This window comes from Novosphingobium sp. (genome assembly GCF_049240505.1).
GTDB lineage: Bacteria > Pseudomonadota > Alphaproteobacteria > Sphingomonadales > Sphingomonadaceae > Novosphingobium.
Genome location: NZ_JBMLSM010000102.1, coordinates 7,941 through 31,612 on the forward strand (window position 1 = coordinate 7,941; position 23,672 = coordinate 31,612).

Here is a 23,672-nt window from a genome sequence, read left to right on the forward strand (position 1 = left end):
CCATATCCAGCGGATCGAAGATGCGCGCCTTCAGGAACTCGCCCAAGCTCATGCCTGAAAGCCGCGCCACGACCACGCCCAGCACATCGGTGCCGACGGAATAGTTCCAGCCTTCACCGGGGGCGAACTCAAGCGGAAGCTTGGCCAGTTCAGCAATGAAGTGATCGTTGCCCGGCAGGCTGGCGTGACCATCGAGCCTGCCCTTGCGATAGGCTGCATCGACATTGGTGCGGTTCTGGATGCCGTAGGTCAGGCCTGATTGGTGCGTGATCAGATCGACCATGCGCATGATCGGGGCAGGGCGGGCAGGAAAGAAATCCGCCTCACCGCCACCGCCGGAATAGACACCCAGCCCTGCAAATTCGGGAATGACCTTCGTGACAGGATCGTCCAGCGCGACCTTACCTTCCTCGACCAGCATCATGAACGCGACAGATGTCAGCGGCTTGGTCATTGATGCGATGCGGCAGATCGTGTCTGCGGCCATTGGCGTGCCGTCGGATCGAGCATTCCCGCTGGTGTGGCGATAGACCGCTTCGCCATCGCGGGCGACCAGCACATCAAGGCCGGGCAAGCGGCCCGTGGCGATGTACTGTTCGTCAAGGAATGCGCCAATGCGCGTCAGGCGGTCCGGTTCGAAACCCAGTGCTTGTGCGTCAGAAAGCTGCATGACGGTCCCTCAGCCGAAAATGGCGACGTTTTGCAGGCCGTGCATCACCTGCACGCCGTCTGCATTCCACATGCGCAGGGTTTCACTGCTGAAACCTTCGGCCATGTAGTTGGAAGCGGTTTCGAGCAGCCACCAGCCATCCCGCGTGGTTGGCGCATCGCCCAACAGGGTGAAGGACCAGTTGATCGAACTGATCGGCCCCATGCGCTCCATCGCGCGCATCGAACCGGGCGGCAGCGTATCACCGATCAGCACGAGTTCGCCGATGGGGTCCAGCCCGCTGCGGTCTTTCAGGCGCACCCAGCGGCGAACCACACCGGGGCGGCGGTCGTCTTTTGCCTCGCCTCGGCGGAGTTCGAAATTGGTGACGAAATGCAGGCCTTCGGGGGAGCCGAGTTCGGGCATATCCTCGTAAGGCGTAAAGCCTTCGGCCTGCGGTGCCGCCACGCCGCCGTTGGAAGGGCGAGCGCTGCCAAAGACCCACGCGGTGCGGTGGGCAAGAGCGCCGCCGCTTGTCAGGTCGGTCTGGATATTGGCCACGCTACGGCCTTCGCGCAGCACGCTGACCGTGATGTCCACATCAGGTCCGACCGGGGCGATGAAGCTGACCTGACCACCGCGCAGCGGTGGAAGATCGGGCCGGGCCTTGCGTGCTGCGGCATAGGCGAGGAACGATGACGCCCCGCCATACATCGTGCGGCCTTGCAGCCACCCATCCACGCCGCGCAGCGCGAACATGCCGTCCGCATCTGCTTTCATGCCGTCTGCGATGCTGCCGATTGCCAGACTGGTGGTCTGAGATGCCAACGTTCTCTCCCATTCCTGCGCGACTTGATCGGGGCAGGTTCGACTCTCGGACCGAGGCTAGTGGAAGTTTACGTAAAGGGAAAGGGGTGCGGCGCGGGGGATTTCGGCGCGGGCAGCGCTTACGCTACGGCATCGGGCATTCGTGCGGGCAAAAAAATTGGCCTCGGCTTCGGTCGTGAAACCGATGCCGAGGCCGCAAGTACCGGCTTGTGGCCGGGTGGATCAGATCAGTGCACGCTTTCGCTGGCCGCGCGGCGCAATACCGGTGCCTTGGCAGCGCTGGCGGCGAAAAGCACGAGCAGCGCGTAGCAGGCCAGCGGCACCAGAAACGCGGTGAAGATGCCTGCCGCGTCAGTTACTGCGCCAGCCAGTGCCGGGATCAGCGCGCCACCGATGATGCCGGTGCAAAGCAGGCCCGAAGTCGCTTCCTCGCTGGCGGAGGAACGCTCCAGCGTCAGCGTGAAGATCACCGGGAACATGATCGAGTTGAACAGGCCGATAGCCAGCGCGATGTAACCTGCCGGAACACCACGGGCGACGAACAGGTAGGCGCACATTGCGGCAGCAATGGCCGAGAAGATCACCATCAGGCGCGCGGCGGAAAAACGGGCGAGCAGCACCGTACCGATGGCGCGGCCTACCATCGCGCCGCCCCAATAGAACGACACAGCCTTGCCCGCTTGTTCAAGGGTGACGTTCCAGATCGCGGCGTTGTTCAGATAGAACGCCATTTGCGTGCCGACGACCACTTCCGCGCCGACATAGACGAAGATCGCACCAGCGCCCAGAACAGCCCAGCGCGATGCGAAAGCCTGCGCCAGCAACGCGCCCATCCCGCCCGTTGGCTGCGCAGGTGGTGATGCGGCAGAGATGCGTGCACGGTTCACGAAGAAGAAAACGAGCAGGACGATGAGCAGTCCGCAGATCCAGAAATAGGCGCGGTCGATCCCGGCCAGCGCGGCTGCACGGACCTCCGGCGTCAACGCCTGTCCATCGGCCACTTCCACGCCCTTGAGAAAGAGCGATGCCCCCAAAGCCGGTCCAAGGAATGTGCCGAAGGAATTGAACGTCTGCGACAGCGTGAGGCGGAAGTGGCTGCCCTCAGGCTTGCCCAGCGCGGCGGCAAGGGGATTGGCCGCCACCTGCAGCACGGTGATACCGGCGGCCAGCATGAACAGCCCGGCCAGTACCAGCGGATAGGACGCCATGTTGGCGGCGGCCAGCATGACGAGGCAGGCCAGCGTCATCGTTATCAGCGCCAGCAGAATTGCCGGAACCGCGCGCAACTTTCCGATGATGGCGGCGGCGGGAAAGCTCATCACGCCGTAGGCGATAAAGAACGCGAAGGCGGAAAGCTGTGCTTCGAGCGTGGTCAGCGTAAAGATGCCCTTTACCGCAGCCACCAGCGGATCGATCAGCGATGTGATGAAGCCCCAGGCGAAAAAGAGCACGGTAACGGCAGCAAAAGCCGCTTTTTGCGAACTTGCGCTTGCTGAACCTGTTGACGCGCTGATTGACACTTGGCTCTCCTCAACCGGTCGCTGACAGACCGTTCCGGTCATGATCTAACGCGGATTGTCAGCGATGTCATGGCATTCGCATAGCTATTTTTCGCGCAGGGCTAACCCTGCTTCATAGCGGGCAACAGTTCCCGGCGCAGCTTGTCGATCAGGCGCTGAACCTTGGGAAGCAGATGCCTTCGCTGAGGGTAGACCGCCCAGATCGGATCGACCTCGGGCCGGAAGTCTGCCAGCACTTCGACCAGTGAACCTTCCGCAATCGCCCGGCTCACATAGAATTCCGGCAACTGACACAGGCCCAGACCCGCGATCGCGGCATCGTACACCGCCGTTCCGTTGCTGCAACGCCAGCGTCCCCTCGGACGGACCGAGCGAACTTCGCCTTCGATCCGATAGCGCCATGTATCGGATGTGGCGGGGATGCATTGATGGGCTTCGAGATCGTCCACCGCTTGCGGGGTGCCGTGCGCGGCAAGATAGGCGGGCGAGCCGCAGGTAACGATCCCGCGCGTGGCGATCTGCGTGCGGATCAGGCGGCTGTCGGGCAGGGTGCCGGTGCGAATGGCAAGGTCATAACCTTCCGAAACCAGTTCGACCACGCGGTTGGACAGGTCCAGATCCACCGAAAGTTTGGGATATTCCTGCACATAGGCGCGCACGATCGGGGCCACGAAGCGTTCGCCCAGCGCGGTGGGGCAGGTGATGCGCAAATGGCCCTGCGGCTCTCCCTGCAGATCGAGCATGGCGATGGCTTCATCCCGCTCGGCAATCAGGCGGCGGAATTGGTCTACCAGCGTGCGCCCGGTGTCGGTAAGGCTGACCGCGCGGGTGGTGCGGTGGAAGAACTGTGCCCCAAGGCTCTGTTCGAGCCGTGCCACGGCGCGACTTACGTGCGATGTGGACGTGCCCAGCCGCTTTGCCGCCGCCACAAAGGTGCCCGCATCGGCCACCGCCACCACTTCGTCGATCCCATCCCAGCGATTGTTCATTGTTCTCGTCTTGCAACAGTGTTTCGCGTATCTCGCAATTTAACACTGACGTAGCAATTATGCTATCGCGCCGCCATTCTTAAGGGAGACCCGTGCAATGAAGACCCGCGCCGCCGTCGCTTTCGCGCCCAAGCAGCCGCTCGAAATCGTCGAACTGGACCTTGAAGGCCCCAAGGCCGGTGAGGTGCTGGTCGAAATCATGGCGACCGGCGTTTGTCACACCGATGCCTATACGCTCGATGGTTTCGACAGCGAAGGCATCTTCCCCAGCGTGCTTGGCCACGAAGGTGCAGGCGTGGTCCGCGAAGTCGGCCCCGGCGTTACTTCGGTCAAGCCGGGCGATCACGTGATCCCGCTCTACACGCCCGAATGCCGCCAGTGCAAAAGCTGCCTTTCGGGCAAGACCAACCTCTGCACCGCGATCCGCGCCACGCAGGGCAAGGGCCTGATGCCCGATGGCACGAGCCGCTTCAGCTACAAGGGCCAGACCATTTTCCACTACATGGGCTGCAGCACCTTTTCGAACTTCACCGTCCTGCCCGAAATCGCGGTCGCCAAGATCCGCGAGGACGCGCCGTTCCAGTCCGCCTGCTACATCGGCTGCGGCGTGACGACCGGCGTCGGCGCGGTGGTGAACACCGCGAAGGTGCAGGTGGGAGACAACGTGGTGATCTTCGGCCTCGGCGGTATCGGCCTGAACGTGATTCAGGGGGCGCGGCTGGCGGGGGCTGGCAAGATCATCGGCGTGGACATCAACCCCGATCGTGAGGAATGGGGCCGCAAGTTCGGCATGACCGACTTCCTCAACTCCAAGGGCCTGAGCCGCGAGGAAACGGTCGCCAAGGTTGTCGAACTGACCGACGGCGGTGCGGATTACACGTTCGACGCCACCGGCAACACCGAAGTGATGCGCACCGCGCTGGAAGCCTGCCATCGCGGCTGGGGCACCTCGATCATCATCGGCGTGGCCGAAGCGGGCAAGGAAATCGCCACCCGCCCGTTCCAGCTGGTGACGGGCCGCAACTGGCGCGGCACGGCGTTCGGCGGGGCCAAGGGCCGCACCGATGTGCCCAAGATCGTCGACATGTACATGACCGGCAAGATCGAGATCGACCCGATGATCACCCATGTGATGGGGCTGGAAGAGATCAACACCGCGTTCGATCTGATGCACGCGGGCAAGTCGATCCGTTCAGTTGTGGTGTTCTGAACCTGAACAGGTTTACGCGGTTTACACAGTCCTGAGCAAACATTGAAGGGGTCGGTCGAGCGGAGGTTCGGCCGACCCTTTCGTGTGTGGAAAGGCGCGCAGGCTGGCACTTTGCGCGTGTGTAGGACAGCGAATTTTCGTTCGCTGCCCCCCGTGAATGCGATCACATCGCTGATATTCCGCCGTCCAGTTTCAGTTCTGCGCCGGTCATGAAGCGGCTTTCGTCGCTGGCGAGGTAGAGAACGCCTGCAGCGATGTCGTTCGGTTCGCCCACGCGGCCCAGCGGGATCTGGCGAGCGAGCTTGCCCATCACCACGCCCTTGTCGAGGTTGGCGTTGGCGCTGATACCATCGAGGATGGGGGTGTCCACGAAAGTGGGGTGGACCGAATTGCAGCGGATGTCCCAACCGCGTTTGGCGCAGTAGAGCGCGACCGATTTTGTCAGCATCCAGACGGCTGCCTTGCTGGCATTGTAGCCGGGCATGGTGTCCGACGCGATGAGGCCTGCGATCGAACTGATGTTGACGATCGATGCGGGCTGGCTGTCACGCAGCAGGGGCAGGGCCTTCTGGCAGCCGAGGAACACGCTATCGACGTTGATGGCAAAGCCGCGATGCCATTCTTCCAGCGTGCAGGTTTCGATATTGCCGCGCACCCCGACGCCTGCGTTGTTGACGAGGACTGACAGGCCACCCAGCTTTTCGGCAGCGAGGGCAACGGCGGCGTCCCAGTCGTCTGCGCTGGTTACGTCGTGTTGCATGGCAAAAGCGGTGCCGGCCCCAAGTTCGGCATTGATCGCATCGGTCTGCGCGGCTGCGCCTTCACCATTGATATCGGTCAGCAGAACTTTTGCGCCTTCGCGGGCGAGCATCCATGCGTGTGCCGCGCCTAGGCCCTGTGCCGCGCCGGTGACGAGAGCCTTCTTGCCCTGAACTCTGCCCATCTTTCCCTCCCACCCCACTTTTTCGCTTACTATACAAAAAGCGCCTGCGCCCCCGCGAAGGCGGGGGCCTCAGTCGGTTTACGCAAGCATTACCGTACAAAAACCAGGCCCCCCCCCTCCCGGGGGAGCAACGATTGTTGGGGGTGAGGAACAACATGGCGCGCCTTGCGCAAGCGCCAGAAGTATCAGCCCAGAATGCCGGGGGAGAGCAGGAGCAGCATCCGCACGTCGATGGCATAGCCTTCTGCACGTTTCGCAGCCAGGAAGCGTTCGATTTCCGTAAGGGCAACCCTGTGAACAGTGATGCCTTCGCCTTCCACGCCGCCCCCTTCCGAAACTTTTTCAAGATCGTGTGCGCGGAACAGGGTGAAGGCCTCTGTCACCATGCCGGGAGAGGAATGGAACTCTCCCAGCGATTCGATACGGCCGGGACGATAGCCGGTTTCCTCTTCCAGCTCGCGCGCGGCGGCAGCGGATGCGTCCTCGTTCTCTGCGCCTGCCTCGTCACCGATCAGGCCTGCGGGCAGTTCGATGCAGGGGCGGCCCAGCGGCACACGGAACTGTTCGACCAGCAGGACATGCCCGTCTTCGATGGCGAGGATTACCGCCGCCTTTATGTTGCGTGTGCGACTGACATATTCCCAGCGCCCGCGCGTTTTGGCGATGATGAAGCGGCCCTCCCAATGGACCTGTTCGGGATGATCGCGGTACTCTTCTTCAAGGCTCATACTTCGATCAACCTGTCTGGCAGTTCGTTGGTGTCATCGTCGCTGCGGGGGAAGTGTTCGGCCAGAACCTTGCCCACTTCGGCCACCGCAGCGGCCATGCCTTGTGCGATCTGTCCTGCGCGCAGCGGATCGAGCATGGCTTTCATCGCATGGCCCCAAGTCTCCGGTGCGACTTTCGAGGCAATCGCGGCATCTGCAATGATTTCGGCGTGATGTTCATCAAGGCTGACGTAGATCAGCACACCGGTCCGGCCCGATGTGCGGCTTTCCGCGCCGACGCGAAAGCAGGTGAGCGCACGGGCGCGGACGCGGGCGTTGCGAACGAAACGCGGGGTGAGACACAGGCCCAGCGGCGTGAACCGCATCAGCAGATACATGCCGCCGAACTTGAGCGCGGCGAAGGTGAGTGCGACAGCCAGAACACTGCGCGGAGTCCATTCGTGGCCCCACAGGCCAAGAAGGCGCTCGACCAAAGAAAGATAGAAGCCCGGCGCGATTTCCAACGCCGATAGCGCGAGAAAGGCGACCAGCGCGGACCAGATCAGTGTCACGTCGTGATAGGCATCTGAACGTGGCGTGACGATGGTGACGATTTCACCGGCGCTGTGCGCTTCGGCAGCCGCAACGGCATCGGAAACAAGTTTGTGATCGGCAGTGGTCATTGCAAGTTTTGCCATCACCAGTCTCCCGAAGCGCCGCCGCCGCCGGAGTCACCCCCGCCGAAACCACCGAAACCGCCGCCTCCGCCCCAGTCGGACCCGCCGCCACCGCTCCAGCCCGAACCACGGTTATTATCCGAAGCGGCGCGGGCGATCTCGCTCAACCCCCACAGCACGATGCCGGGATCGATGCCACTGCGGCGCTGGACATAGCCACGGTTGCGGCGTCCGAAGATGGCGATGAGCACGACGATCAGCACGATCCAGAATATTGCGCTGGCAATGACCGAGCCGCCCGAACCCTCACCCTTGCGCGCGGCGGCAGCAGCTTCGGCCACGGCTTTGGCATCGGCAGGGTTGCGGCTGAGTTGGGTGAGTATCTGTTCCACCCCGGCGTTGATGCCCCCTGCATAATCGCCCTGCTTGAAGCGCGGGGTGACTTCGCCCGAGAGAATGCGCCCGGCCAGAACGTCCGGCAGATATTCCTCCAGACCATAGCCGACTTCGATCCGCACCTTGCGTTCGTTCGGTGCGATCAGGAACAGCAGGCCCTGATCTGTCTGCTTGCCCCCGACGCCCCATGCGCGGAACAGTTCGTTGGCGTAGCTTTCAACATCCTGATCATCGAGCGAGGCGATCGTGGCGACAACGACAGCGCGCCCGGTTTGCGCGTTGTAGGCAGAAAGGCGCTGCGTGAGGGCAGCTTCCTGATCATCGGGGATGATCTGGGCCTGATCCAGCACAGGGCCTTCGGGTCGCGCGGGCATTGCAGCGTGCGCTGTTCCTGCAATCAGCAGGAACAGCGTAGCGCAAAGTTGCCAGAAGGCGCGTGGCAAAGCCCCGGCAGGGCGGATCATCTTACTGGCCGGTTGCCGGAGCAGCGTTGGATGCAGCAGGCGCGTTCATATCGAAGTTAACCGTCGGTGCGACCTCGGAACCGGCAGCGGCCTTGAACGGCACCATCGGCTTTGCGCCGTGGATCAGCTTGGCGCCGATGGCGTCGGGGAAGGTGCGGATGGTGGTGTTATAGGCCTGCACCGCCTCGTTATAGCGCGTGCGGGCCACGCCGATGCGGTTTTCGGTGCCTTCAAGCTGCACCATCAGATCGGCAAAGCGTGCTTGGCTTTGCAGTTGCGGGTAGTTTTCCACTACGGTGCGCAACTGGCCCAGCGCTTGCGTCAACTGGTTCTGTGCGTTCTGGAATTTCTCGAACTCGGCAGGGTTCGAAAGATCATCGGTGGTGATGTTGATCGACGTGGCGGCGGCGCGTGCGTTCGTCACGTTGGTCAGGATGGTCGTTTCAGACGCGGCGGCACCCTTGGCCGTGGCGACCAGATTGGGGATCAGGTCGGCGCGACGCTGATAGGAGCTTTCGACATCGGCCCAGCGAGCCTTGGCCTCTTCTTCGGCGGCGGGGACGGAGTTGATGCCGCAGGCCGAAAGGCTGGCAGCGGCAACGGTGGCGAATGCGATCTGCGTAAAGCGGGTGGCGGCCATCGACGTGTGTTCCCCTTGAGTTGTTGGAGAAGAGATAGAGGCCCTGTGTTGCGGTTCAAGGTGTTGCGGTTCAAGTATCAACCGTTCTGCAACCGATTGAGTCTTGTGGTGCGAACGGTGCGGTGGCAACCAGTCGAACAGCAAAAATGGTTAATACATCAACGGGGAACCGATCGATATGCTCGGAGAATTCAAAGCGTTTATCGCTCGTGGGAATGTGCTGGATCTTGCTGTTGGCGTGATCATCGGTGCCGCATTCGGCAAGATCGTTTCGTCGCTGACGGATGACGTGATCATGCCGTTGATCAGCGCCATCACCGGCGGAATCGATTTCAGCCAGAAGTTCGTGGTGCTGGGCACAATCCCCGCCGACTACAAGGGCGAGATGACTTATGCTGCATTGAAGGCAGCAGGGGTTGCGATGCTCGGTTGGGGATCGTTCATCACAGCGATCATCAACTTCCTGATCCTGGCCTTCGTGATCTTCCTGATCGTGCGTCAGGCCAACAAGGTACTGGCCAAGCCTGCGGAACCGGCTGCTCCTGCTGGCCCTACCGAGGTGGAGCTGCTGGCGGAGATCAGGGATGCGCTGAAGAAGTAAGGCCAACCTTGCGTTTCGTCATTCCCACCTGCGCGGGGATGACGAATGTAGTGCTTGAACAGCGACGCGAGATGAAAGGGGCGGGTGCAAACCTGCCCCTTTTCATTTCCTGCGCAGTGCCTATATGCGTTCCTGCCGGTTTCGACCGGCTATGGTGATAAACTGCGGCGTGCAATAGGCACAGCGGACCCGGGGGCGGTACCCGGCGGCTCCACCATCACTACCGTTTCTTTGCGGAGGCGGGCCTTGTTGTCGCAAGGGTGTTGATGGGGCCGAACTAGGATCGACGTGTGTTGAAAAGCGCTGTTTTTGCCCAGGCTGAGTCACCTGTTATAGGCTCACAACTCACAAGTGCCAACGACAACGAAGCACTTGCTCTCGCTGCATAATTCTAGGGGCTAACGCCCTGAAGTTATAAGGTTAGAGCACGGTTCGGACCGAACCGGGTAACAGAATCGGAAACCGGGGGCTGGGGGCGAGCCTAGCAACAGAATCGCCCTATTATCCCCGTTTTTCTGGCGTTTCCTGGGCCTTTGATCCTTCGACAGGCTCAGGATGAGCGGGGCTGGGTGCAGATTTCAAAACCGCTCATGCTGAGCTTGTCGAAGCATGGCCCGCAGGCTCAAACCTTGGCTGCGCCTTCTGCCTGCGCGCGGGCCTGCTGTTCCATCCGCACTGCATCGAGAATCTTCGCGCCTGCGATGAACACCGCGCCTGTTGCGGCCAGAAACAGCATCTTGCCGCCAAAGCCGGGGTATTCCGTAAGGTACGCCTTGCCGCGCTCCACCGCGCCCAGTGACAGCGCATAGATCACCGCGAATGCCTCGAACCGGGTCTTGATGATGAAGAGGCGACCAATTTTGCGCAGCATCCCGAGCGGTATCCTTTTGTCCTGCCACTTGGCTCAGCAACGATCGTGCCAGATCAAGGTTTGCTGAAAAGCATCTGGTTAACGCGGGCTTCACTGTAAAGCGCGGCGACAAGCGGGCAAGCACCTTGCCCTCAGGATACGCGAAAGCGTTCAGATCAGTTCGGGCAATTGCACCATTTCGAGCAGCGTGGCGCGTGCTGCGATGACCGAGCGAGCGAGCGTTTCCCGGCCAAGATCAACGGGATCGATCTGTTCGGGCCAATGCGCCGCAACCACCGCCTCAACTTTTGCGACTTTCGTTTCGTCCAGCAGGAAGCGCGGATCGACGGTGGCAGGATCGGCGACAACGCGCAGGCGCAGGCAGGCGGGACCACCACCATTGGCCATCGACTGGCGCACATCGACTGGCAGAACGCGGCGGATAGGGCCGTTTGAGGCCATGTGTGCTTCCAGCCAGCCCCGTACCGAAGGCGTCTCCCATGCTTCCAGCGGGATGACGAGGGCCATTTCGCCTGATGGCAGCGTCAGGAGTTGGGCGTTGAACAGATAGCTGCGAATCGCATCGGCCAGGCTGACCGTGCTGGCGGGCACGACGACGATTTCCGCCTCGGGCAGGCGTTCGCGGATTGCGGCATACGTGCCATCGGGATCGGCAAAAGCCTGTTCGTGGGTGAACAGTACGCGCTCGTTGGCGACGGCGACGACATCGTTGTGAAATGCGCCCGCCGCAATGGCTTCGGGCGATTGTTCGATGAAGAGACAGCGTTTGGGAGCAAGGCCGTGAAGACGGGCGACGGCACGGCTGGCCTGTTCGTGCTGGCGTGCGGGAAACGCGCCGCCCGTGGTGCCATAGACGAAGATTTCGAGGCCGGGGGCTTCGTGGGAAGCGCACATGCGCATGTGATTGGCCGCGCCTTCATCCCCGAAGCAGGGGGGCACGGCATCGTGAACGACAAAAGCCTGAGCATTGGCAAATGCAAGGCGCAACTGGCGCAGGGTATCTGGCCATTCCTGCGATCGGTGCGGCATGGTGACGAGGTTGGCGGCGGTCAGGTGGCAGCGCCCGTCCAGCGTATCAGGCGCGGGGCTGACGGTGGCGGCGTTGGCGGTCCACATGGATGATGCAGACCATGCCGCCGCGCGCAGGCGGCGTTGGGCAACGTCGCTCTCGTTGATTGCGCCAAGGCCCAGTGCGCGCAGAAACACCGGGTTGGGTCGGGGGAGGGGCGCGAACAAGCCCTGTGCCAAGCCCAGTCCAATGTTGTGGCGCATCTTCGCCAGTCCCTGCAAAGCGGCGGCGCGAGGATATGAAACCTCGCCCGCATTACTGGCGGAGGCAAGGTTGCCGAGGCTGAGGCCGGCATAGTTGTGGCTGGGGCCGACGAGGCCATCGAAGTTGATTTCAACGAGGGGCATGGCGTTTCCTCAGCGCTCCACGAACCATACGTCATCGCCGGTGCCTGCGCCCAGAGCGGCTGCGGCGGCAGGATCGAGCGTCAATCCATCGGGCGTTTCGTGGATTTCTGCAAAGGTGCAGCGGTAGTCCGCAAGCGTGCCGCTGGCGACGAGCGCTTTGATTGCCGGGCCATCGCTTTCGGGCGCGCGGACGTGGGCGATGGGCAATTGCCTTGCCTCGCAGATCGAGCGCACGCGGTCGGTCCGTGCGGTCATCGTCGGGCCGCCATCGAAGATATCGACGTAGCCTTCGTAAGCGAAGCCCTCTTCCTCCAGCATCCGCATCGCCGCGCGGCCGGATGGGTGCGGCAGCCCGATGGCGGAGCGGGCGGATTCTGGCAGCATGGCGATATAAACAGGGTGCTTGGGCATAAGATCGGCGATGAACTGGTTGCCATTTATCGCGTTGAAGTAGTCCGCTTCCTGAAAGCTCATGCCGAAAAAGCGCCCGGCCACGCCATCCCAGAACGGCGAACCGCCGCGTTCGTCGATCACGCCGCGCAATTCGGCGAGGATCTTTTCGCCAAAGCGCTGGCGGTGCATGGCGATGAAGAGGTAGCGGCTGCGGGCCAGCAACATTCCAAGCCCGCCCGCGCGCTCGCCCGGATGAAGAAACAGGCCGCCGACTTCGCTGGACCCTTCAAGATCGGTCACGAGATTGAGCATTTCGGCGCGGAACGTGCGGTTCAGTTCCTTGGAATGCTGGGTCAGCGTGGCCATGCGATAGGAATAGAATGGCCATTGGCGGCCAACGCTGGTGAAAATCTGCGATGTGCCGCGCACTTCGCCGGTTTCGACATTTTCCAGTACGAAGAGGAACAGTTCATCCTTGGGGTTTTTCGGATCGCCCTCGTCGGTGTTGCCATAGGCTTCTGCCGCGCGGGCGAGCTTGGCCGTCAGCGCCTTGCGATCAGGCGGCAGGTTGGTGAAGCCGCCGCCGGTGAGCTTGGCCATTTCATAGAGTGGTTGCAGATCGTTCGCGCGTGCGGCGCGGATGCGGAAGGTCATCACATTCCCCCGGAAAGACGGTGCAGGACAAGCGCGGAAAGCGCGGCGCGCTCTGCCAGCGAAGGCACGATCAGGAACTCCTGATCCGAATGGATCGCCCCACCGCGTACGCCCATCGTATCGACCACCGGCACCCCGCAGGCTGCGATATTGTTCCCATCGCAGACGCCGCCCGATGCCTGCCAGCGGATCGGCTGGCCCAGCGCCTCGCCGCATTCACGCACGAGACCGAACAGCGCGGTGGCCTCAGCGGTGAGAGGCTTGGGCGGGCGCGAAACGCCGCCATGAAGGTGGATGGACACATCGTGCAGCCTCTCGATCACGCGGATCGCCTCGCGCAGGGCGGCGTCAAACTGCTGCGCCTGTTCGGGCAGGCGCGGGCGCACGTTGAAGCGCAGCACGGCGTGATCGGGCACAACGTTGTTGGCGCTGCCACCATCGATCCTTGCCGGGTTCACCGAAAGGCCCGACTCCTCCAACGACTTCAAGCGTAGAGCCAGATCGGCGGCGGCCAGAATGGCATTGCGCCCGTCCTGCGGATTGCGCCCGGCGTGGGCGGAGCGGCCCTTGATCATGGCGCTGTAGTTACCGCTGCCGGGGCGTTCGCCAGCTAACGTGCCATCGGGTAGGGCGGATGGCTCATAGGTCAGCGCTGCCGCTTTCCCCTGCGCCAGTTCCGCGATGAGCGGCGCGGATGAAATGCTGCCGGTTTCCTCATCGGAGTTGATCAGAACGTCATAGCCTACCGATGCTGCAACAGGGCAGGCCTCGAAAGCGCGCAGCGCGGCAAGGATCACCGCGATGCCGCCTTTCATGTCGGCTACGCCGGGGCCGTTCAGCGTTTCCGCGTCAAGCCATTGTAGCGTCTGGAACGGATGGGCGGGGCCGAAAACCGTGTCCATATGGCCGGTCAACAGATAGCGGCGCGGCGCTTGCGGACGCACTGACAACACAAGGTGCGCACCGTTTGGCGTTTCGCGCTCTGTGCCGTCCGGCGCGATGGCCTTGACCGGCGCGGGTTCGATCTTGCGAATATCCCCCGGCAGCGCGGCAAAGGCATCTGCAAGCAAGCCCCACTGGTGTTCAAGGCCGGACAGGTTGCCGGTGCCGGTGTTGATCGCACACCATCGTTCGACTTGCGTGAGCATCGGGGCACCATCGACGGGGGCGAGCAGGGCTTGTTCGGTGAGGGAAAGCTGTTGCATCTGTAACCAGTGTAGCGGGTCCGGCGCATTGGGTGAACCCCCTCAAGACTTTCGTATTGTTGCCAAGCCTGTTCAAAGCAGGCATAGGCCGGGGCGTTCCTCCCCAGGTTCATCGGATTCGGTGCAGGCGGTTTGTCCGTCGGCGCGGTTTATGCGAGCGTATGGACATGGGAATTATGAGCGAACGTATCGAGCGCAATGGCCTGCAGGTTGATGCAGACCTCGCCAATTTCATCGACAGCGAAGTTCTGGGGCCGCTGGGCCTTGAGCGGGAAACCTTTTGGCGGGGCTTTGCCGCGCTGGTGGACCGTTTTGCTCCGGTGAACCGTGCACTGCTGGTCAAGCGCGATGCGTTACAGGCACAGATCGATGCGTGGCATCGTGACCGTCGCGGCAAGCCCGTCGATGCGGCGGCCTATCGCGCGTTCCTGACCGAAATCGGCTATCTGGTGCCCGAACCTGAGGACTTCCTGATCGGCACCGAAAACGTCGATCCCGAAATTGCCACGATGGCAGGGCCGCAACTGGTCGTTCCGGTCCTGAACGACCGCTTTGTGCTGAACGCCGCCAATGCGCGCTGGGGCAGTCTTTATGACGCATGGTATGGCACAGATGCGCTTGATGCCGCGCCTGCAAAGCCAGGCGGCTATGACAAGGCGCGCGGGGCCGCGGTGGTTGCTGCGGGCCGGGCCTTTCTTGATGCCACATTCCCGCTTTCGACCGGTAGCTGGATCGACTGGGATGGTGCGGGCGATCCGCCGCTGGCAGACGCGGGGCAACTGATTGGCCGCAAGGCAGGGGGGCTGCTGCTGATCAACAACGGCCTTCATGTGGAAGTGGTGCTGGATCGTTCGACCCCGGTCGGCGCGGATGACAAGGCCGGTATTTCCGACATCGTGATGGAAGCGGCGCTGACCACCATCGTCGATCTGGAAGATTCCGTCGCAGCGGTCGATGCGGAAGACAAGTTGCTCGCCTATCGCAACTGGCTGGGCCTGATGCGCGGCGATCTGGAGGCGAGCTTCCAGAAGGGCGGCAAGACGCTGACGCGCGCGCTGGATGGCGATCGTGAATGGATGTCGACCAATCGCGAAAGCATGACCCTGCCGGGCCGCAGCCTGCTGTTCGTGCGCAATGTCGGCCATTTGATGACCAATCCGGCGATCCTGCTTTCCAGTGGCGCCGAAATCCCCGAAGGGATCATGGATGCGTTGATCACCAGCGCCATTGCCCTGTACGATTTGAAAGGGCTGGGCCGCCACCGCAACAGTCGCGCGGGCAGCGTCTATATCGTGAAGCCCAAGATGCATGGGCCAGAGGAATGTGGCTTTACCAACGATCTGTTCGATGCGGTAGAAGACCTGCTGGGCCTTGCGCGCCATACCGTGAAGGTTGGCGTGATGGATGAAGAGCGGCGAACGTCAGCCAACCTTGCCGCCTGCATCGCGGCGGTGAAGGACCGGGTGGTCTTCATCAATACCGGTTTTCTCGATCGAACGGGGGACGAAATCCACACCTCGATGCAGGCAGGAGCCATGATCCGCAAGGGCGCGATCAAGGCGTCTGGCTGGATCGCTGCCTATGAAAAGCGCAACGTTTGCATCGGCCTTGCCCACGGCCTTTCAGGCAAGGCGCAGATCGGGAAGGGCATGTGGGCCGCGCCCGACATGATGCGCGACATGATGGAGCAAAAGGTCGGCCACCCGAAGACGGGCGCGAATACGGCTTGGGTGCCATCGCCCACGGCGGCGACGCTCCACGCGATGCACTATCATCAGGTGCCGGTCTTCGCCTTGCGTGAAGGCATTGCGGCGGAACCTGTACCGGGTCTCGACGCGCTGTTGGCAATTCCGCTGGCAGACGGCGCGAACTGGTCGGAAGACGAAGTGCGCGAGGAACTGGACAATAATGCGCAAGGCCTGTTGGGCTATGTCGTGCGCTGGATCGATCAGGGCGTCGGGTGTTCCAAGGTGCCCGACATCAACGATGTGGGCCTGATGGAAGACCGCGCCACCTTGCGCATTTCCAGCCAGCATATGGCCAACTGGCTGCTGCACGGCGTGGCGACCAGCGAACAGGTCATGGACAGCCTGAAGCGCATGGCGGCCAAGGTCGATGCACAGAACGCGGGCGATCCGCTCTATGAGCCGATGGCCGGGCGCTGGGAAGAAAGCTTCGCCTTCCGTGCGGCCTGTGATCTGGTGTTCAACGGGGTTGAGCAGCCCAATGGCTATACCGAACCGTTGCTTCATGCGTGGCGGTTGAAGAAGAAGGCCGCGATGGCGAAAGTGGCGGAGCTGGCCTGAGCCGAGTTGACAAGCCGCCGAGTTGACAGACCGCCGAGTTGACAGGCCGGGGTCGGTCATGGTCACCTTCACACCATGACCGACCCTGCAATCAAAGGCCCTGCGTCCTACTTCCCATCGATTGAGAAGAAGTATGGCAAGCCGATAGAAGAATGGCAGGCGCTGGTTCGCGCGGCCTTACCGGCCAAGCACATGGAACTGGTTGCTATGTTGAAAGAGCAGCATGGCATGGGACACGGCCATGCCAATGCCATTGTGGCGCATATGCTTGCCGAAGTCGGCAAATAACTACTTCGTCAGCACCCGCGCGATGCTGACGAACTCCTCAACGCTCAATGTCTCGGCCCGGCGCTGTGGGTCTATCCCCAGCGCTTCAAGGGCATCGAGTGCGCCCGGCAACCCTTTCAGCGACTGCCGCAGCATCTTGCGGCGCTGACCGAAGGCTGCTTCGGTCACACGCTCCAGCATTCGTGCCGAAACGCCATCGGGCATCGTGCCGGGTTCGACATGGATGATCGCCGACATGACCTTGGGCGGGGGCGTGAAGGCGCTGCGGTGGACCTTCATCGCGATGCGCGGGGTGCTGCGCCACTGGGCCAGTACGGCAAGACGGCCATAGGCGTCGGTGCCGGGCTGCGCCACGATGCGTTCGGCCACTTCCAATTGGAACATCAGCGTCAGCGATTTCCACTGCGGCGGCCAGTCCTGCCCTGAAAGCCAGCCGGTGAACAATTGCGTGCCGACGTTGTAGGGCAGGTTCGCCGCCACATGCCACGGCCCGTCGAACAGGGTTTCGGGCGCGATCTTGGTGGCGTCGCCCTCGATCACGGTCAACTGGCCGGGAAAGGCTTCGCCCAGTTCAGCCAGCGCGGGCAGGCAGCGCTTGTCCATCTCGATCGCGGTAACGTTCGCTCCGGCACGCAGCAGCGCGCGCGTAAGGCCGCCTGGACCGGGGCCAACTTCCAGCACGTTCTCACCCTTGAGCTTGCCCGGCACGCGCGCGATGCGGTCCAGCAAATGCTCGTCGAACAGGAAATTCTGCCCCAGCGCCTTGGTGGCGAAAAGACCGTGGCGGTTTACGACATCGCGCAAGGGCGGAAGATCGGGAAGGTCGGTCATGCTGATGCCCTTCGTGCGGCGCACTGGCCTGCCATGCGCAGGGCGGCGATGGTCGGTCCGACGCGCGCGGTGCCGGTGCCTGCGATGCCAAAAGCGGTCCCGTGATCGGGCGATGTGCGCACGATGGGAAGGCCGAGCGTGACATTGACGCCCGCATCGAAATCAAGCGCCTTCAAGGGGATCAGCGCCTGATCGTGATACATGCAGATGGCCACATCGTACCGCTCGCGCGCTTCGGTGTGGAACATGGTGTCTGGCGGGAGTGGGCCGAACGCTTCGATCCCTGCATCGCGCAAGGCGGTGATTGCCGGGGCAACGATAGCCATGTCCTCGCCGCCCATGCGCCCATCTTCACCTGCGTGGGGATTTAGGCCAGCAACGGCAAGGCGTGGATCGGCTATACCGTAATCGCGGGCAAGCGCGGCGGCGGTGATCGCGGAACGGCTGCGGATCAGGTCTGCGGTCAGCAGGTCCGGCACGGCCCGCAGCGCCACATGAACGGTTATCGGCACAACCCGCAGGCTCGGCCCAGCCAGCATCATCACGGCGTTTTCGGGCGCAATGCCACAGGCCTCGGCCACGAACTCGGTCTGGCCCGGATGGGTAAAGCCAACGCGGGCAAGTCGGCTTTTGGCGACAGGCCCGGTGACCAGCGCCGAAGCCGCGCCAGAACGGACAAGACCGGTTGCCGTGGCCAGCGCATTCAGTGCCAGTTCCGCACCGGCATCGTCAGGTACGCCCGGTGCATAGGGGAGGTCCGCCAGATCGAGCACGGGCAAAGACCCGGCGAAGCAATCGGCCACTTCATCGGGCGTCTTTACCGTGCAGACCGGCACCGTGATCCCCCGCCTGCGCGCCGCTTCGGCAACTACGCGGGCCGATCCGACAACGAAGAACGGCGGCAGCGCTTCGGCATCGCTCAATGCCCAGGCGGCCGCAGCCAGTTCAGGGCCGACACCGGCGGGATCGCCGATGGAAAGGGCAAGGGGGGGCAGCATGATCCAGCCTTACGCCGTTCGTTCGAGCGTGGCGAGCCGTTCGAGCGCGGGCACCAGCTCGTCGAAGTGATCGATCACCGCATCCGCGCCCAGTTCATGTGCGGGCACATCGTTGAAGCCAAAGCGCACCGCAACCACTGGCAGTTCCGCCGCGCGTGCTGCGCCGATATCGAACGTTGTATCGCCCACGAATGCAGCCAGGCCGCCGCCGCAACGCCGCACCATCTCGTGCAGCATGTCGGGCTTGGGCTTTGCCCTTTCGCGGCCCAGCGTATCGCCCCCGATCACGCAGGCGAAGCGGTGCAGGATGCCCATTTCCTCGAACAGGCGGACGGCCAGCGATTCCTTCTTGTTCGTGGCGATGGCGATCTTCACGCCGCGCGCGTCCAGCGCATCGAGCATCGCCTCACCACCGGGGAAGAACGCGGTGTGGTGCGCGATGTTCTGGGCATAGAACTCCACCAGCCGCGCCTGCAGCCCGTCGAACGCTTCCTCGTCGACGCCGCCCGATTGCATCAGGGCGGAACGCAACATCTGCGCCGCGCCGCCGCCAATGTGGCGGGTCGTTTCCGCCAGCGGCACAGGCGGTCGCCCGGCCAGCGCCAGCGCATGGTTCAGCGCTACGCCCAGATCGTGGCTGGTATCGAGCAAGGTGCCGTCGAGATCGAATCCGACAATGGTATAAGGAAAAGCCGCCATGATGTGCGCAACTGGCCCGGCGTTCTGGAAAGCGCAAGATTTGTCTGGCAAGGGTGCGGGCATGACCGAAAATACCCCTCTCGCCGTGATCGTCCTCGCCGCCGGAAAAGGCACCCGCATGAAGAGCGACCTGCATAAGGTGCTCCACCCCATCGCGGGCAGGCCCATGCTCATGCACCTTCTGGCAAGTGCGGCAGAGCTTGAACCCGCGCGACAGGTCGTCGTTGCCGGGCATGGGCGCGATCAACTTGAAAAAGCGCTTGGGGAAAGCGCAACGATTGCCGTGCAAGACCCGCAGCTGGGCACCGCCCATGCGGTGCAGCAGGCCGAAACCGCGCTGGCGGGCTTCGATGGCGATGTGCTGATCCTCTATGGCGACGTGCCGTTCGTGCGCACGGCCACGATGCAGGCGATGATCGCGCGCTTGCACCATGCTGATAGCCCCGCTGCCGTCGTGCTGGGCTTCGAACCGATGGACGCGCTGCAATATGGCCGTGTGATCGCGCAGGATGGCCGCATCCTGAAAATGGTCGAACACAAGGACGCGACCGATACGGAGCGCCAGTGCCGCACCTGCAATTCCGGCCTGATGGCCCTGCGCAGTGCTGATCTGTTCGGCCTGCTGGCTCGTGTGGGGAACGACAACGCGCAGGGCGAATACTACCTGCCCGACGTGGTAAACATCGCCATTGCCGATGGCCGCACTTGCGCGGTGGTGGTGACGGACGATGCCGATGAAGTTGCCGGTATCAACTCCCGCGCAGAACTAGCTCAGGCCGAAGGCCGCTGGCAGCAACGTCGCCGTGAGGCGGCAATGGCCGGTGGCGCGACGCTGACGGCGCCCGAAACCGTCTGGTTTGCATGGGACACCGTGCTGGGCCGCGATGTGCTGATCGAACCCAACGTGTTCTTCGGCCCCGGCGTGACCGTGGCCGATCACGTCACCATCCATGCCTTCAGTCATCTGGAAGGCGCAACGCTGGCAGAAGGCGTGCAGATCGGCCCCTATGCCCGCCTGCGCCCCGGCGCGCGGCTGGAAGAAAAGGCCAAAATCGGCAACTTCGTCGAGGTCAAGAACGCCACCCTGCGAAAGGGCGCCAAGGCCAACCACCTTACCTATCTGGGCGATGCAGACGTGGGTGCGGGCGCCAACATCGGCGCGGGCACGATCACCTGCAACTATGACGGCTATTTCAAGCACAAGACCGTAATTGGTGAACGCGCGTTCATAGGCTCGAACAGCGCCCTGATCGCTCCCGTCAAGATCGGCGCTGACGCCATCGTCGCCGCTGGCAGTGCCGTATCGCGCGATGTGGGCGATGGCGAACTGCGCATGGTCCGCGCCGAACAACTGGTAAAACCCGGCTGGGCCGATCGCTTCCACGATGCGATGAAAAAGAAGAAGGCTGAAAAGAAAGGCTAATGATCAGCTATCCTGCCATCTTTTCCATGAACTGCTGGGAAAAGATGGTGGGCGCGACAGGGATTGAACCTGTGACCCCACCCGTGTGAAGGGTGTGCTCTACCGCTGAGCTACGCGCCCGTCTGGGCAGGGCTGAAAGCCGCTGCCTGACGTCTGACCGAAGTCAGGGGCGCGCCTCTACGACGAGTTGGTTTGATTGACAAGTGGGGCAATCAAGATATTTGCGCAGGCCATGACCGACGAAACCATCCAGCCCGAATCCGCTCCCGAAGCGCCTGTTGCTAGCAGCGGAGCAGACGTGCCGCCCGATCACCTTGCCATCAATCCGCGCAGCCCGTTCTTTGACGCAGACAAGCTGCGTCGTGGCGTGGGTATCCGCTTCAAGGGCACAGTGCGTAACAATGTCGAGGAATACTGCATTTCCGAAGGCTGGGTGCGCGTGCAGGCCGGCAAGACGATGGACCGCAAGGGCAATCCGCTGACGATCAAGCTGACCGGCCCGGTCGAGGCGTGGTACGAAGACCTGGGCGAAGATGCTCCGGTGGCAAAGGCCTGAGCAACAAATCCTCCCTGCCTTTGCAAAGCATAGGCGGGGAGGGGGACCGCCAGCGTAGCTGGTGGTGGAGGGGTAAGAGGAAGAACCCCTCCGTCATTCGCTTGCGCGAATGCCACCTCCCCATTTGCGCGTTCCGCGAAAACGGGGAGGAGTTCTTACCGCGGCAACAGCCGCCCTCGCTCGCGCGCGACCAGCGCTGTCAGCCAGTCCTTGAACGCCCGCACCCGCGCCAGATTGTGCGTGTCCTTGTGTGTCACCAGCCAGAACGAGCGGGTCACGCGCCGGTCGGGCAGTACCGGCACCAGCCATTTGTCGGCATCGCCAATGAAGCAGGGCAGCACACCGATTCCAGTGCCCGCCGCGATCATGCGGTGCTGCGCGATGATGGATGACGAGCGGACGTTGGCGACAAGATCGGGCTCGATTTCCGCCAGATAGCGCAGTTCAGGCGCATAGAGCAGGTCGGGGATATAGCCCACCAGTCGATGCCCGCGCGCCAGTTCGGCGGGCCGTTCGGGCAGGCCCTTCTGCGAAAGATAGCCGCGCGTGGCATAGAGGCGCAGCGCATAGTCCGACAGCTTCCCGGCAATGACCGGCCCAGCGCGCGGGCGCGAAAGCGTGACTGCCAGATCGGCCTCGCGCTTTGACGGGCTGAGAAATCCCGACGACGCCACGAGATCGACCACGAGGCGCGGGTTCGCCTCGACGAAATCACGCAGGGCCGGGGCCACGATCCAGCTGCCCAACCCTTCGGAAAGACTGACGCGCAGCGTTCCTGCGATTCCGCCACCACCCGCTGCATGTTCGGCAATGCGGCTGGCGGCCTGATCCATTGCTTCGACTTCTGCCAGCATGGCTTCGCCCGCCTCGGTCAGCACCTGACCTTCGCGTGTCTGTTCGAACAATGTCGCGCCGACTCGCGTTTCCAGACGGCGCAAACGGCGACCGATGGTGGTGGCATCCACGCCCATTGCAGCCGCGGCGCGCGCAAGCTGTCCAGCGCGGGCCACCGCGATGAAAGCCTGAAAATCGTTCCAGTCGGTCGATTGCATCCGATCACCTGCAAAATTGCAGGTTAACCTCGCATATTCACCTGTTGCCTGCAATCATTCGTGAGCGCATCACCCTGTCACACGAATTCTGGCGGAAGAGGATTTTCATGCGTCTCGTAGACCATTTCATCGTCGGCGGCCCCGGTGGCGCTCCGGCGCGCAAGGGCGACATTTTCGATCCCAACAACGGTGCCGTGCAGGCGCAGGTTGCGCTCGGCACGGCAGAAACGCTTGAGCGCGCCGTGCAGGCCGCGCTGAAGGCGCAGCCCGCCTGGGCCGCAACCAACCCGCAGCGCCGCGCCCGCGTGATGTTCCGTTTCAAGGAACTGGTCGAAGCGAACATGGATGCGCTGGCGCACATGCTCTCGTCCGAACACGGTAAGGTCATTGCCGACTCAAAGGGCGATATCCAGCGCGGCCTCGAAGTGGTCGAATTCGCCTGCGGTCTGCCGCACGTCATGAAGGGTGAATACACGCAGGGCGCAGGCCCCGGCATCGATGTCTATTCCGTGCGCCAGCCCATCGGCATCGGCGCGGGCATCACGCCGTTCAACTTCCCCGGCATGATCCCCCTGTGGATGAGCGCGATTGCCATCGCCACTGGCAACGCCTTCATCATCAAGCCCAGTGAGCGCGATCCTTCGGTGCCGGTGCGCCTGGCCGAACTGTTCATCGAGGCGGGTCTGCCCGAAGGCATCTGTCAGGTCGTCCACGGTGACAAGGAAATGGTCGATGCGATCCTTGATCATCCGGCCATCGGCGCGGTCAGCTTCGTCGGCTCGTCGGACATCGCGCATTATGTCTATAACCGTGGCGTAGCCGCTGGTAAGCGCGTGCAGGCGATGGGCGGCGCGAAGAACCACGGCATCGTGATGCCCGATGCCGATCTTGATCAGGTGGTCAACGATCTGTGCGGCGCGGCCTTCGGTTCGGCGGGCGAACGCTGCATGGCGCTGCCCGTGGTGGTGCCGGTGGGCGAGGAAACCGCCGAAAAGCTCAAGGCCAAGCTGATCCCTGCGATCAACGCCCTGCGCGTTGGCGTGTCGACCGATCCCGAAGCGCACTATGGCCCGGTGGTAACGCAGGCGCACAAGGAAAAGGTAGAGGCTTGGATTTCGAAGTGCGTCGATGAAGGTGGCGAACTCGTCATCGATGGTCGCGGCTTCACGCTGCAGGGTCACGAAAACGGCTACTTCGTCGGCCCGACGCTGATTGATCATGTGACGGCTGACATGGACAGCTACCACAATGAAATCTTTGGCCCGGTGCTGCAGATCGTGCGTGCCAAGGACTTCGAAGAAGCGCTCGCGCTGCCTTCGAAGCACCAGTACGGCAATGGCGTGGCCATCTTCACGC

The 23,672-nt window shown here is 62.7% G+C and carries 24 protein-coding genes, 1 tRNA gene and 1 other RNA gene; 8 read left to right on the top strand and 18 right to left on the bottom strand.

Annotated features, from left to right (window positions below; genetic code table 11):
* From ACOVQ0_RS08660 to ACOVQ0_RS08675, 4 genes are all read right to left on the bottom strand, one after another.
* On the bottom strand, positions 1-670 hold a 670-nt coding region (locus ACOVQ0_RS08660; protein ID WP_421882956.1), incomplete at its 3' end, for a serine hydrolase domain-containing protein.
* Between the two features lie 9 nt (positions 671-679).
* The gene (locus tag ACOVQ0_RS08665; RefSeq protein ID WP_421882958.1) at positions 680-1,477 is read right to left on the bottom strand and encodes a thioesterase family protein; all 798 of its coding nucleotides are present in this window, start codon (positions 1,475-1,477) and stop codon (positions 680-682) included.
* 227 nt (positions 1,478-1,704) lie between these two features.
* Entirely contained in the window at positions 1,705-2,928 is a 1,224-nt protein-coding gene (locus ACOVQ0_RS08670) for an MFS transporter (protein ID WP_421882960.1), read from the bottom strand.
* 170 nt (positions 2,929-3,098) lie between these two features.
* Positions 3,099-3,986 (bottom strand): LysR family transcriptional regulator, encoded by an 888-nt coding sequence (locus ACOVQ0_RS08675; RefSeq protein ID WP_421882963.1) that lies wholly within the window; start codon positions 3,984-3,986, stop codon positions 3,099-3,101.
* Positions 3,987-4,083: 97 nt separating this feature from the next.
* Between ACOVQ0_RS08675 and ACOVQ0_RS08680 the strand changes: the two genes are divergently transcribed.
* Positions 4,084-5,196 (top strand): S-(hydroxymethyl)glutathione dehydrogenase/class III alcohol dehydrogenase, encoded by a 1,113-nt coding sequence (locus ACOVQ0_RS08680; protein ID WP_421882966.1) that lies wholly within the window; start codon positions 4,084-4,086, stop codon positions 5,194-5,196.
* Between the two features lie 163 nt (positions 5,197-5,359).
* Here the strand turns inward: ACOVQ0_RS08680 and ACOVQ0_RS08685 are convergent, their stop codons facing one another.
* From ACOVQ0_RS08685 to ACOVQ0_RS08705, 5 genes are all read right to left on the bottom strand, one after another.
* Complete coding sequence (locus tag ACOVQ0_RS08685) at positions 5,360-6,139, bottom strand: SDR family oxidoreductase (protein ID WP_421882969.1); 780 nt, start codon at positions 6,137-6,139, stop codon at positions 5,360-5,362.
* Between the two features lie 185 nt (positions 6,140-6,324).
* Positions 6,325-6,867 (bottom strand): NUDIX hydrolase, encoded by a 543-nt coding sequence (locus tag ACOVQ0_RS08690; protein ID WP_421882972.1) that lies wholly within the window; start codon positions 6,865-6,867, stop codon positions 6,325-6,327.
* Positions 6,864-7,544 (bottom strand): TPM domain-containing protein, encoded by a 681-nt coding sequence (locus ACOVQ0_RS08695; RefSeq protein WP_421882975.1) that lies wholly within the window; start codon positions 7,542-7,544, stop codon positions 6,864-6,866. Before ACOVQ0_RS08695 ends, ACOVQ0_RS08690 begins: the two co-directional genes overlap by 4 nt.
* A complete protein-coding gene (locus ACOVQ0_RS08700; RefSeq protein WP_421882978.1) occupies positions 7,544-8,383 on the bottom strand; it encodes a TPM domain-containing protein in 840 nt (279 codons plus the stop codon). The genes ACOVQ0_RS08695 and ACOVQ0_RS08700 overlap by 1 nt, the downstream gene beginning before the upstream one ends.
* Position 8,384: 1 nt before the next feature.
* Positions 8,385-9,023, bottom strand: coding sequence for a LemA family protein (locus ACOVQ0_RS08705; protein ID WP_421882981.1), 639 nt, complete (start codon positions 9,021-9,023; stop codon positions 8,385-8,387).
* 178 nt (positions 9,024-9,201) lie between these two features.
* On the opposite strand from ACOVQ0_RS08705, the gene mscL reads away from it, so the two are divergent.
* On the top strand, positions 9,202-9,624 hold the full coding sequence (gene mscL, locus ACOVQ0_RS08710) for a large conductance mechanosensitive channel protein MscL (protein ID WP_421882985.1): 423 nt from the start codon (positions 9,202-9,204) through the stop codon (positions 9,622-9,624).
* Positions 9,625-9,719: 95 nt separating this feature from the next.
* Positions 9,720-10,088, top strand: a transfer-messenger RNA (tmRNA) gene (ssrA, locus tag ACOVQ0_RS08715).
* A gap of 158 nt (positions 10,089-10,246) precedes the next feature.
* On the opposite strand, the gene ACOVQ0_RS08720 is transcribed toward ssrA, so the two are convergent.
* From ACOVQ0_RS08720 to ACOVQ0_RS08735, 4 genes are all read right to left on the bottom strand, one after another.
* The gene (locus ACOVQ0_RS08720) at positions 10,247-10,495 is read right to left on the bottom strand and encodes a hypothetical protein (protein WP_421882988.1); all 249 of its coding nucleotides are present in this window, start codon (positions 10,493-10,495) and stop codon (positions 10,247-10,249) included.
* A 150-nt stretch (positions 10,496-10,645) separates the two neighbouring features.
* Positions 10,646-11,911: an N-succinylarginine dihydrolase gene (locus ACOVQ0_RS08725; protein ID WP_421882990.1), complete on the bottom strand. Its 1,266-nt coding sequence runs from the start codon at positions 11,909-11,911 to the stop codon at positions 10,646-10,648.
* 9 nt (positions 11,912-11,920) lie between these two features.
* Positions 11,921-12,958: an arginine N-succinyltransferase gene (locus ACOVQ0_RS08730; RefSeq protein WP_421882993.1), complete on the bottom strand. Its 1,038-nt coding sequence runs from the start codon at positions 12,956-12,958 to the stop codon at positions 11,921-11,923.
* A complete protein-coding gene (locus ACOVQ0_RS08735) occupies positions 12,958-14,163 on the bottom strand; it encodes a hydrolase (protein ID WP_421882996.1) in 1,206 nt (401 codons plus the stop codon). The genes ACOVQ0_RS08730 and ACOVQ0_RS08735 overlap by 1 nt, the downstream gene beginning before the upstream one ends.
* A 176-nt stretch (positions 14,164-14,339) precedes the next feature.
* Between ACOVQ0_RS08735 and ACOVQ0_RS08740 the strand changes: the two genes are divergently transcribed.
* Together ACOVQ0_RS08740 and ACOVQ0_RS08745 are read left to right on the top strand one after the other, a co-directional pair.
* On the top strand, positions 14,340-16,469 hold the full coding sequence (locus ACOVQ0_RS08740) for a malate synthase G (protein ID WP_421883000.1): 2,130 nt from the start codon (positions 14,340-14,342) through the stop codon (positions 16,467-16,469).
* Positions 16,470-16,544: 75 nt separating this feature from the next.
* Positions 16,545-16,757, top strand: a complete 213-nt coding sequence (locus ACOVQ0_RS08745) for a DUF4287 domain-containing protein (protein ID WP_421883004.1) — start codon at positions 16,545-16,547, stop codon at positions 16,755-16,757.
* On the opposite strand, the gene rsmA is transcribed toward ACOVQ0_RS08745, so the two are convergent.
* Genes rsmA through ACOVQ0_RS08760 form a run of 3 tightly spaced genes read right to left on the bottom strand, consistent with a single transcriptional unit; the run spans position 16,758 to position 19,285 of the window.
* On the bottom strand, positions 16,758-17,588 hold the full coding sequence (gene rsmA, locus ACOVQ0_RS08750) for a 16S rRNA (adenine(1518)-N(6)/adenine(1519)-N(6))-dimethyltransferase RsmA (RefSeq protein ID WP_421883007.1): 831 nt from the start codon (positions 17,586-17,588) through the stop codon (positions 16,758-16,760).
* Positions 17,585-18,586: a 4-hydroxythreonine-4-phosphate dehydrogenase PdxA gene (gene pdxA, locus ACOVQ0_RS08755; protein WP_421883010.1), complete on the bottom strand. Its 1,002-nt coding sequence runs from the start codon at positions 18,584-18,586 to the stop codon at positions 17,585-17,587. The genes rsmA and pdxA overlap by 4 nt, the downstream gene beginning before the upstream one ends.
* A 9-nt stretch (positions 18,587-18,595) precedes the next feature.
* Complete coding sequence (locus ACOVQ0_RS08760) at positions 18,596-19,285, bottom strand: HAD-IA family hydrolase (RefSeq protein WP_421883013.1); 690 nt, start codon at positions 19,283-19,285, stop codon at positions 18,596-18,598.
* Between the two features lie 61 nt (positions 19,286-19,346).
* On the opposite strand from ACOVQ0_RS08760, the gene glmU reads away from it, so the two are divergent.
* The gene (gene glmU / locus ACOVQ0_RS08765; protein WP_421883027.1) at positions 19,347-20,708 is read left to right on the top strand and encodes a bifunctional UDP-N-acetylglucosamine diphosphorylase/glucosamine-1-phosphate N-acetyltransferase GlmU; all 1,362 of its coding nucleotides are present in this window, start codon (positions 19,347-19,349) and stop codon (positions 20,706-20,708) included.
* A 45-nt stretch (positions 20,709-20,753) separates the two neighbouring features.
* Here the strand turns inward: glmU and ACOVQ0_RS08770 are convergent.
* A tRNA-Val gene (locus ACOVQ0_RS08770) sits at positions 20,754-20,828 on the bottom strand.
* 112 nt (positions 20,829-20,940) lie between these two features.
* On the opposite strand from ACOVQ0_RS08770, the gene ACOVQ0_RS08775 reads away from it, so the two are divergent.
* Positions 20,941-21,264, top strand: coding sequence for a DUF3297 family protein (locus tag ACOVQ0_RS08775; protein WP_421883015.1), 324 nt, complete (start codon positions 20,941-20,943; stop codon positions 21,262-21,264).
* A 155-nt stretch (positions 21,265-21,419) separates the two neighbouring features.
* Here ACOVQ0_RS08775 and ACOVQ0_RS08780 read toward each other — a convergent pair whose 3' ends face one another.
* On the bottom strand, positions 21,420-22,316 hold the full coding sequence (locus ACOVQ0_RS08780; RefSeq protein WP_421883018.1) for a LysR family transcriptional regulator: 897 nt from the start codon (positions 22,314-22,316) through the stop codon (positions 21,420-21,422).
* A 107-nt stretch (positions 22,317-22,423) separates the two neighbouring features.
* Between ACOVQ0_RS08780 and mmsA the strand changes: the two genes are divergently transcribed.
* Positions 22,424-23,672: CoA-acylating methylmalonate-semialdehyde dehydrogenase (gene mmsA / locus ACOVQ0_RS08785; RefSeq protein WP_421883021.1), on the top strand; the 1,249-nt coding region annotated here is incomplete at its 3' end.

Excerpts from the sequence above, each read along its gene's own strand:
- ACOVQ0_RS08675 (WP_421882963.1), bottom strand. The coding sequence starts at position 3,986 with ATGAACAATCGCTGGGATGGGATCGACGAAGTGGTGGCGGTGGCCGAT.
- ACOVQ0_RS08680 (WP_421882966.1), top strand. The coding sequence starts at position 4,084 with ATGAAGACCCGCGCCGCCGTCGCTTTCGCGCCCAAGCAGCCGCTCGAA.
- ACOVQ0_RS08685 (WP_421882969.1), bottom strand. The coding sequence starts at position 6,139 with ATGGGCAGAGTTCAGGGCAAGAAGGCTCTCGTCACCGGCGCGGCACAG.
- ACOVQ0_RS08690 (WP_421882972.1), bottom strand. The coding sequence starts at position 6,867 with ATGAGCCTTGAAGAAGAGTACCGCGATCATCCCGAACAGGTCCATTGG.
- ACOVQ0_RS08695 (WP_421882975.1), bottom strand. The coding sequence starts at position 7,544 with ATGGCAAAACTTGCAATGACCACTGCCGATCACAAACTTGTTTCCGAT.
- ACOVQ0_RS08700 (WP_421882978.1), bottom strand. The coding sequence starts at position 8,383 with ATGATCCGCCCTGCCGGGGCTTTGCCACGCGCCTTCTGGCAACTTTGC.
- ACOVQ0_RS08705 (WP_421882981.1), bottom strand. The coding sequence starts at position 9,023 with ATGGCCGCCACCCGCTTTACGCAGATCGCATTCGCCACCGTTGCCGCT.
- mscL (WP_421882985.1), top strand. The coding sequence starts at position 9,202 with ATGCTCGGAGAATTCAAAGCGTTTATCGCTCGTGGGAATGTGCTGGAT.
- ACOVQ0_RS08720 (WP_421882988.1), bottom strand. The coding sequence starts at position 10,495 with ATGCTGCGCAAAATTGGTCGCCTCTTCATCATCAAGACCCGGTTCGAG.
- ACOVQ0_RS08725 (WP_421882990.1), bottom strand. The coding sequence starts at position 11,911 with ATGCCCCTCGTTGAAATCAACTTCGATGGCCTCGTCGGCCCCAGCCAC.
- ACOVQ0_RS08730 (WP_421882993.1), bottom strand. The coding sequence starts at position 12,958 with ATGACCTTCCGCATCCGCGCCGCACGCGCGAACGATCTGCAACCACTC.
- ACOVQ0_RS08735 (WP_421882996.1), bottom strand. The coding sequence starts at position 14,163 with ATGCAACAGCTTTCCCTCACCGAACAAGCCCTGCTCGCCCCCGTCGAT.
- ACOVQ0_RS08740 (WP_421883000.1), top strand. The coding sequence starts at position 14,340 with ATGAGCGAACGTATCGAGCGCAATGGCCTGCAGGTTGATGCAGACCTC.
- ACOVQ0_RS08745 (WP_421883004.1), top strand. The coding sequence starts at position 16,545 with ATGACCGACCCTGCAATCAAAGGCCCTGCGTCCTACTTCCCATCGATT.
- rsmA (WP_421883007.1), bottom strand. The coding sequence starts at position 17,588 with ATGACCGACCTTCCCGATCTTCCGCCCTTGCGCGATGTCGTAAACCGC.
- pdxA (WP_421883010.1), bottom strand. The coding sequence starts at position 18,586 with ATGCTGCCCCCCCTTGCCCTTTCCATCGGCGATCCCGCCGGTGTCGGC.
- ACOVQ0_RS08760 (WP_421883013.1), bottom strand. The coding sequence starts at position 19,285 with ATGGCGGCTTTTCCTTATACCATTGTCGGATTCGATCTCGACGGCACC.
- glmU (WP_421883027.1), top strand. The coding sequence starts at position 19,347 with ATGACCGAAAATACCCCTCTCGCCGTGATCGTCCTCGCCGCCGGAAAA.
- ACOVQ0_RS08775 (WP_421883015.1), top strand. The coding sequence starts at position 20,941 with ATGACCGACGAAACCATCCAGCCCGAATCCGCTCCCGAAGCGCCTGTT.
- ACOVQ0_RS08780 (WP_421883018.1), bottom strand. The coding sequence starts at position 22,316 with ATGCAATCGACCGACTGGAACGATTTTCAGGCTTTCATCGCGGTGGCC.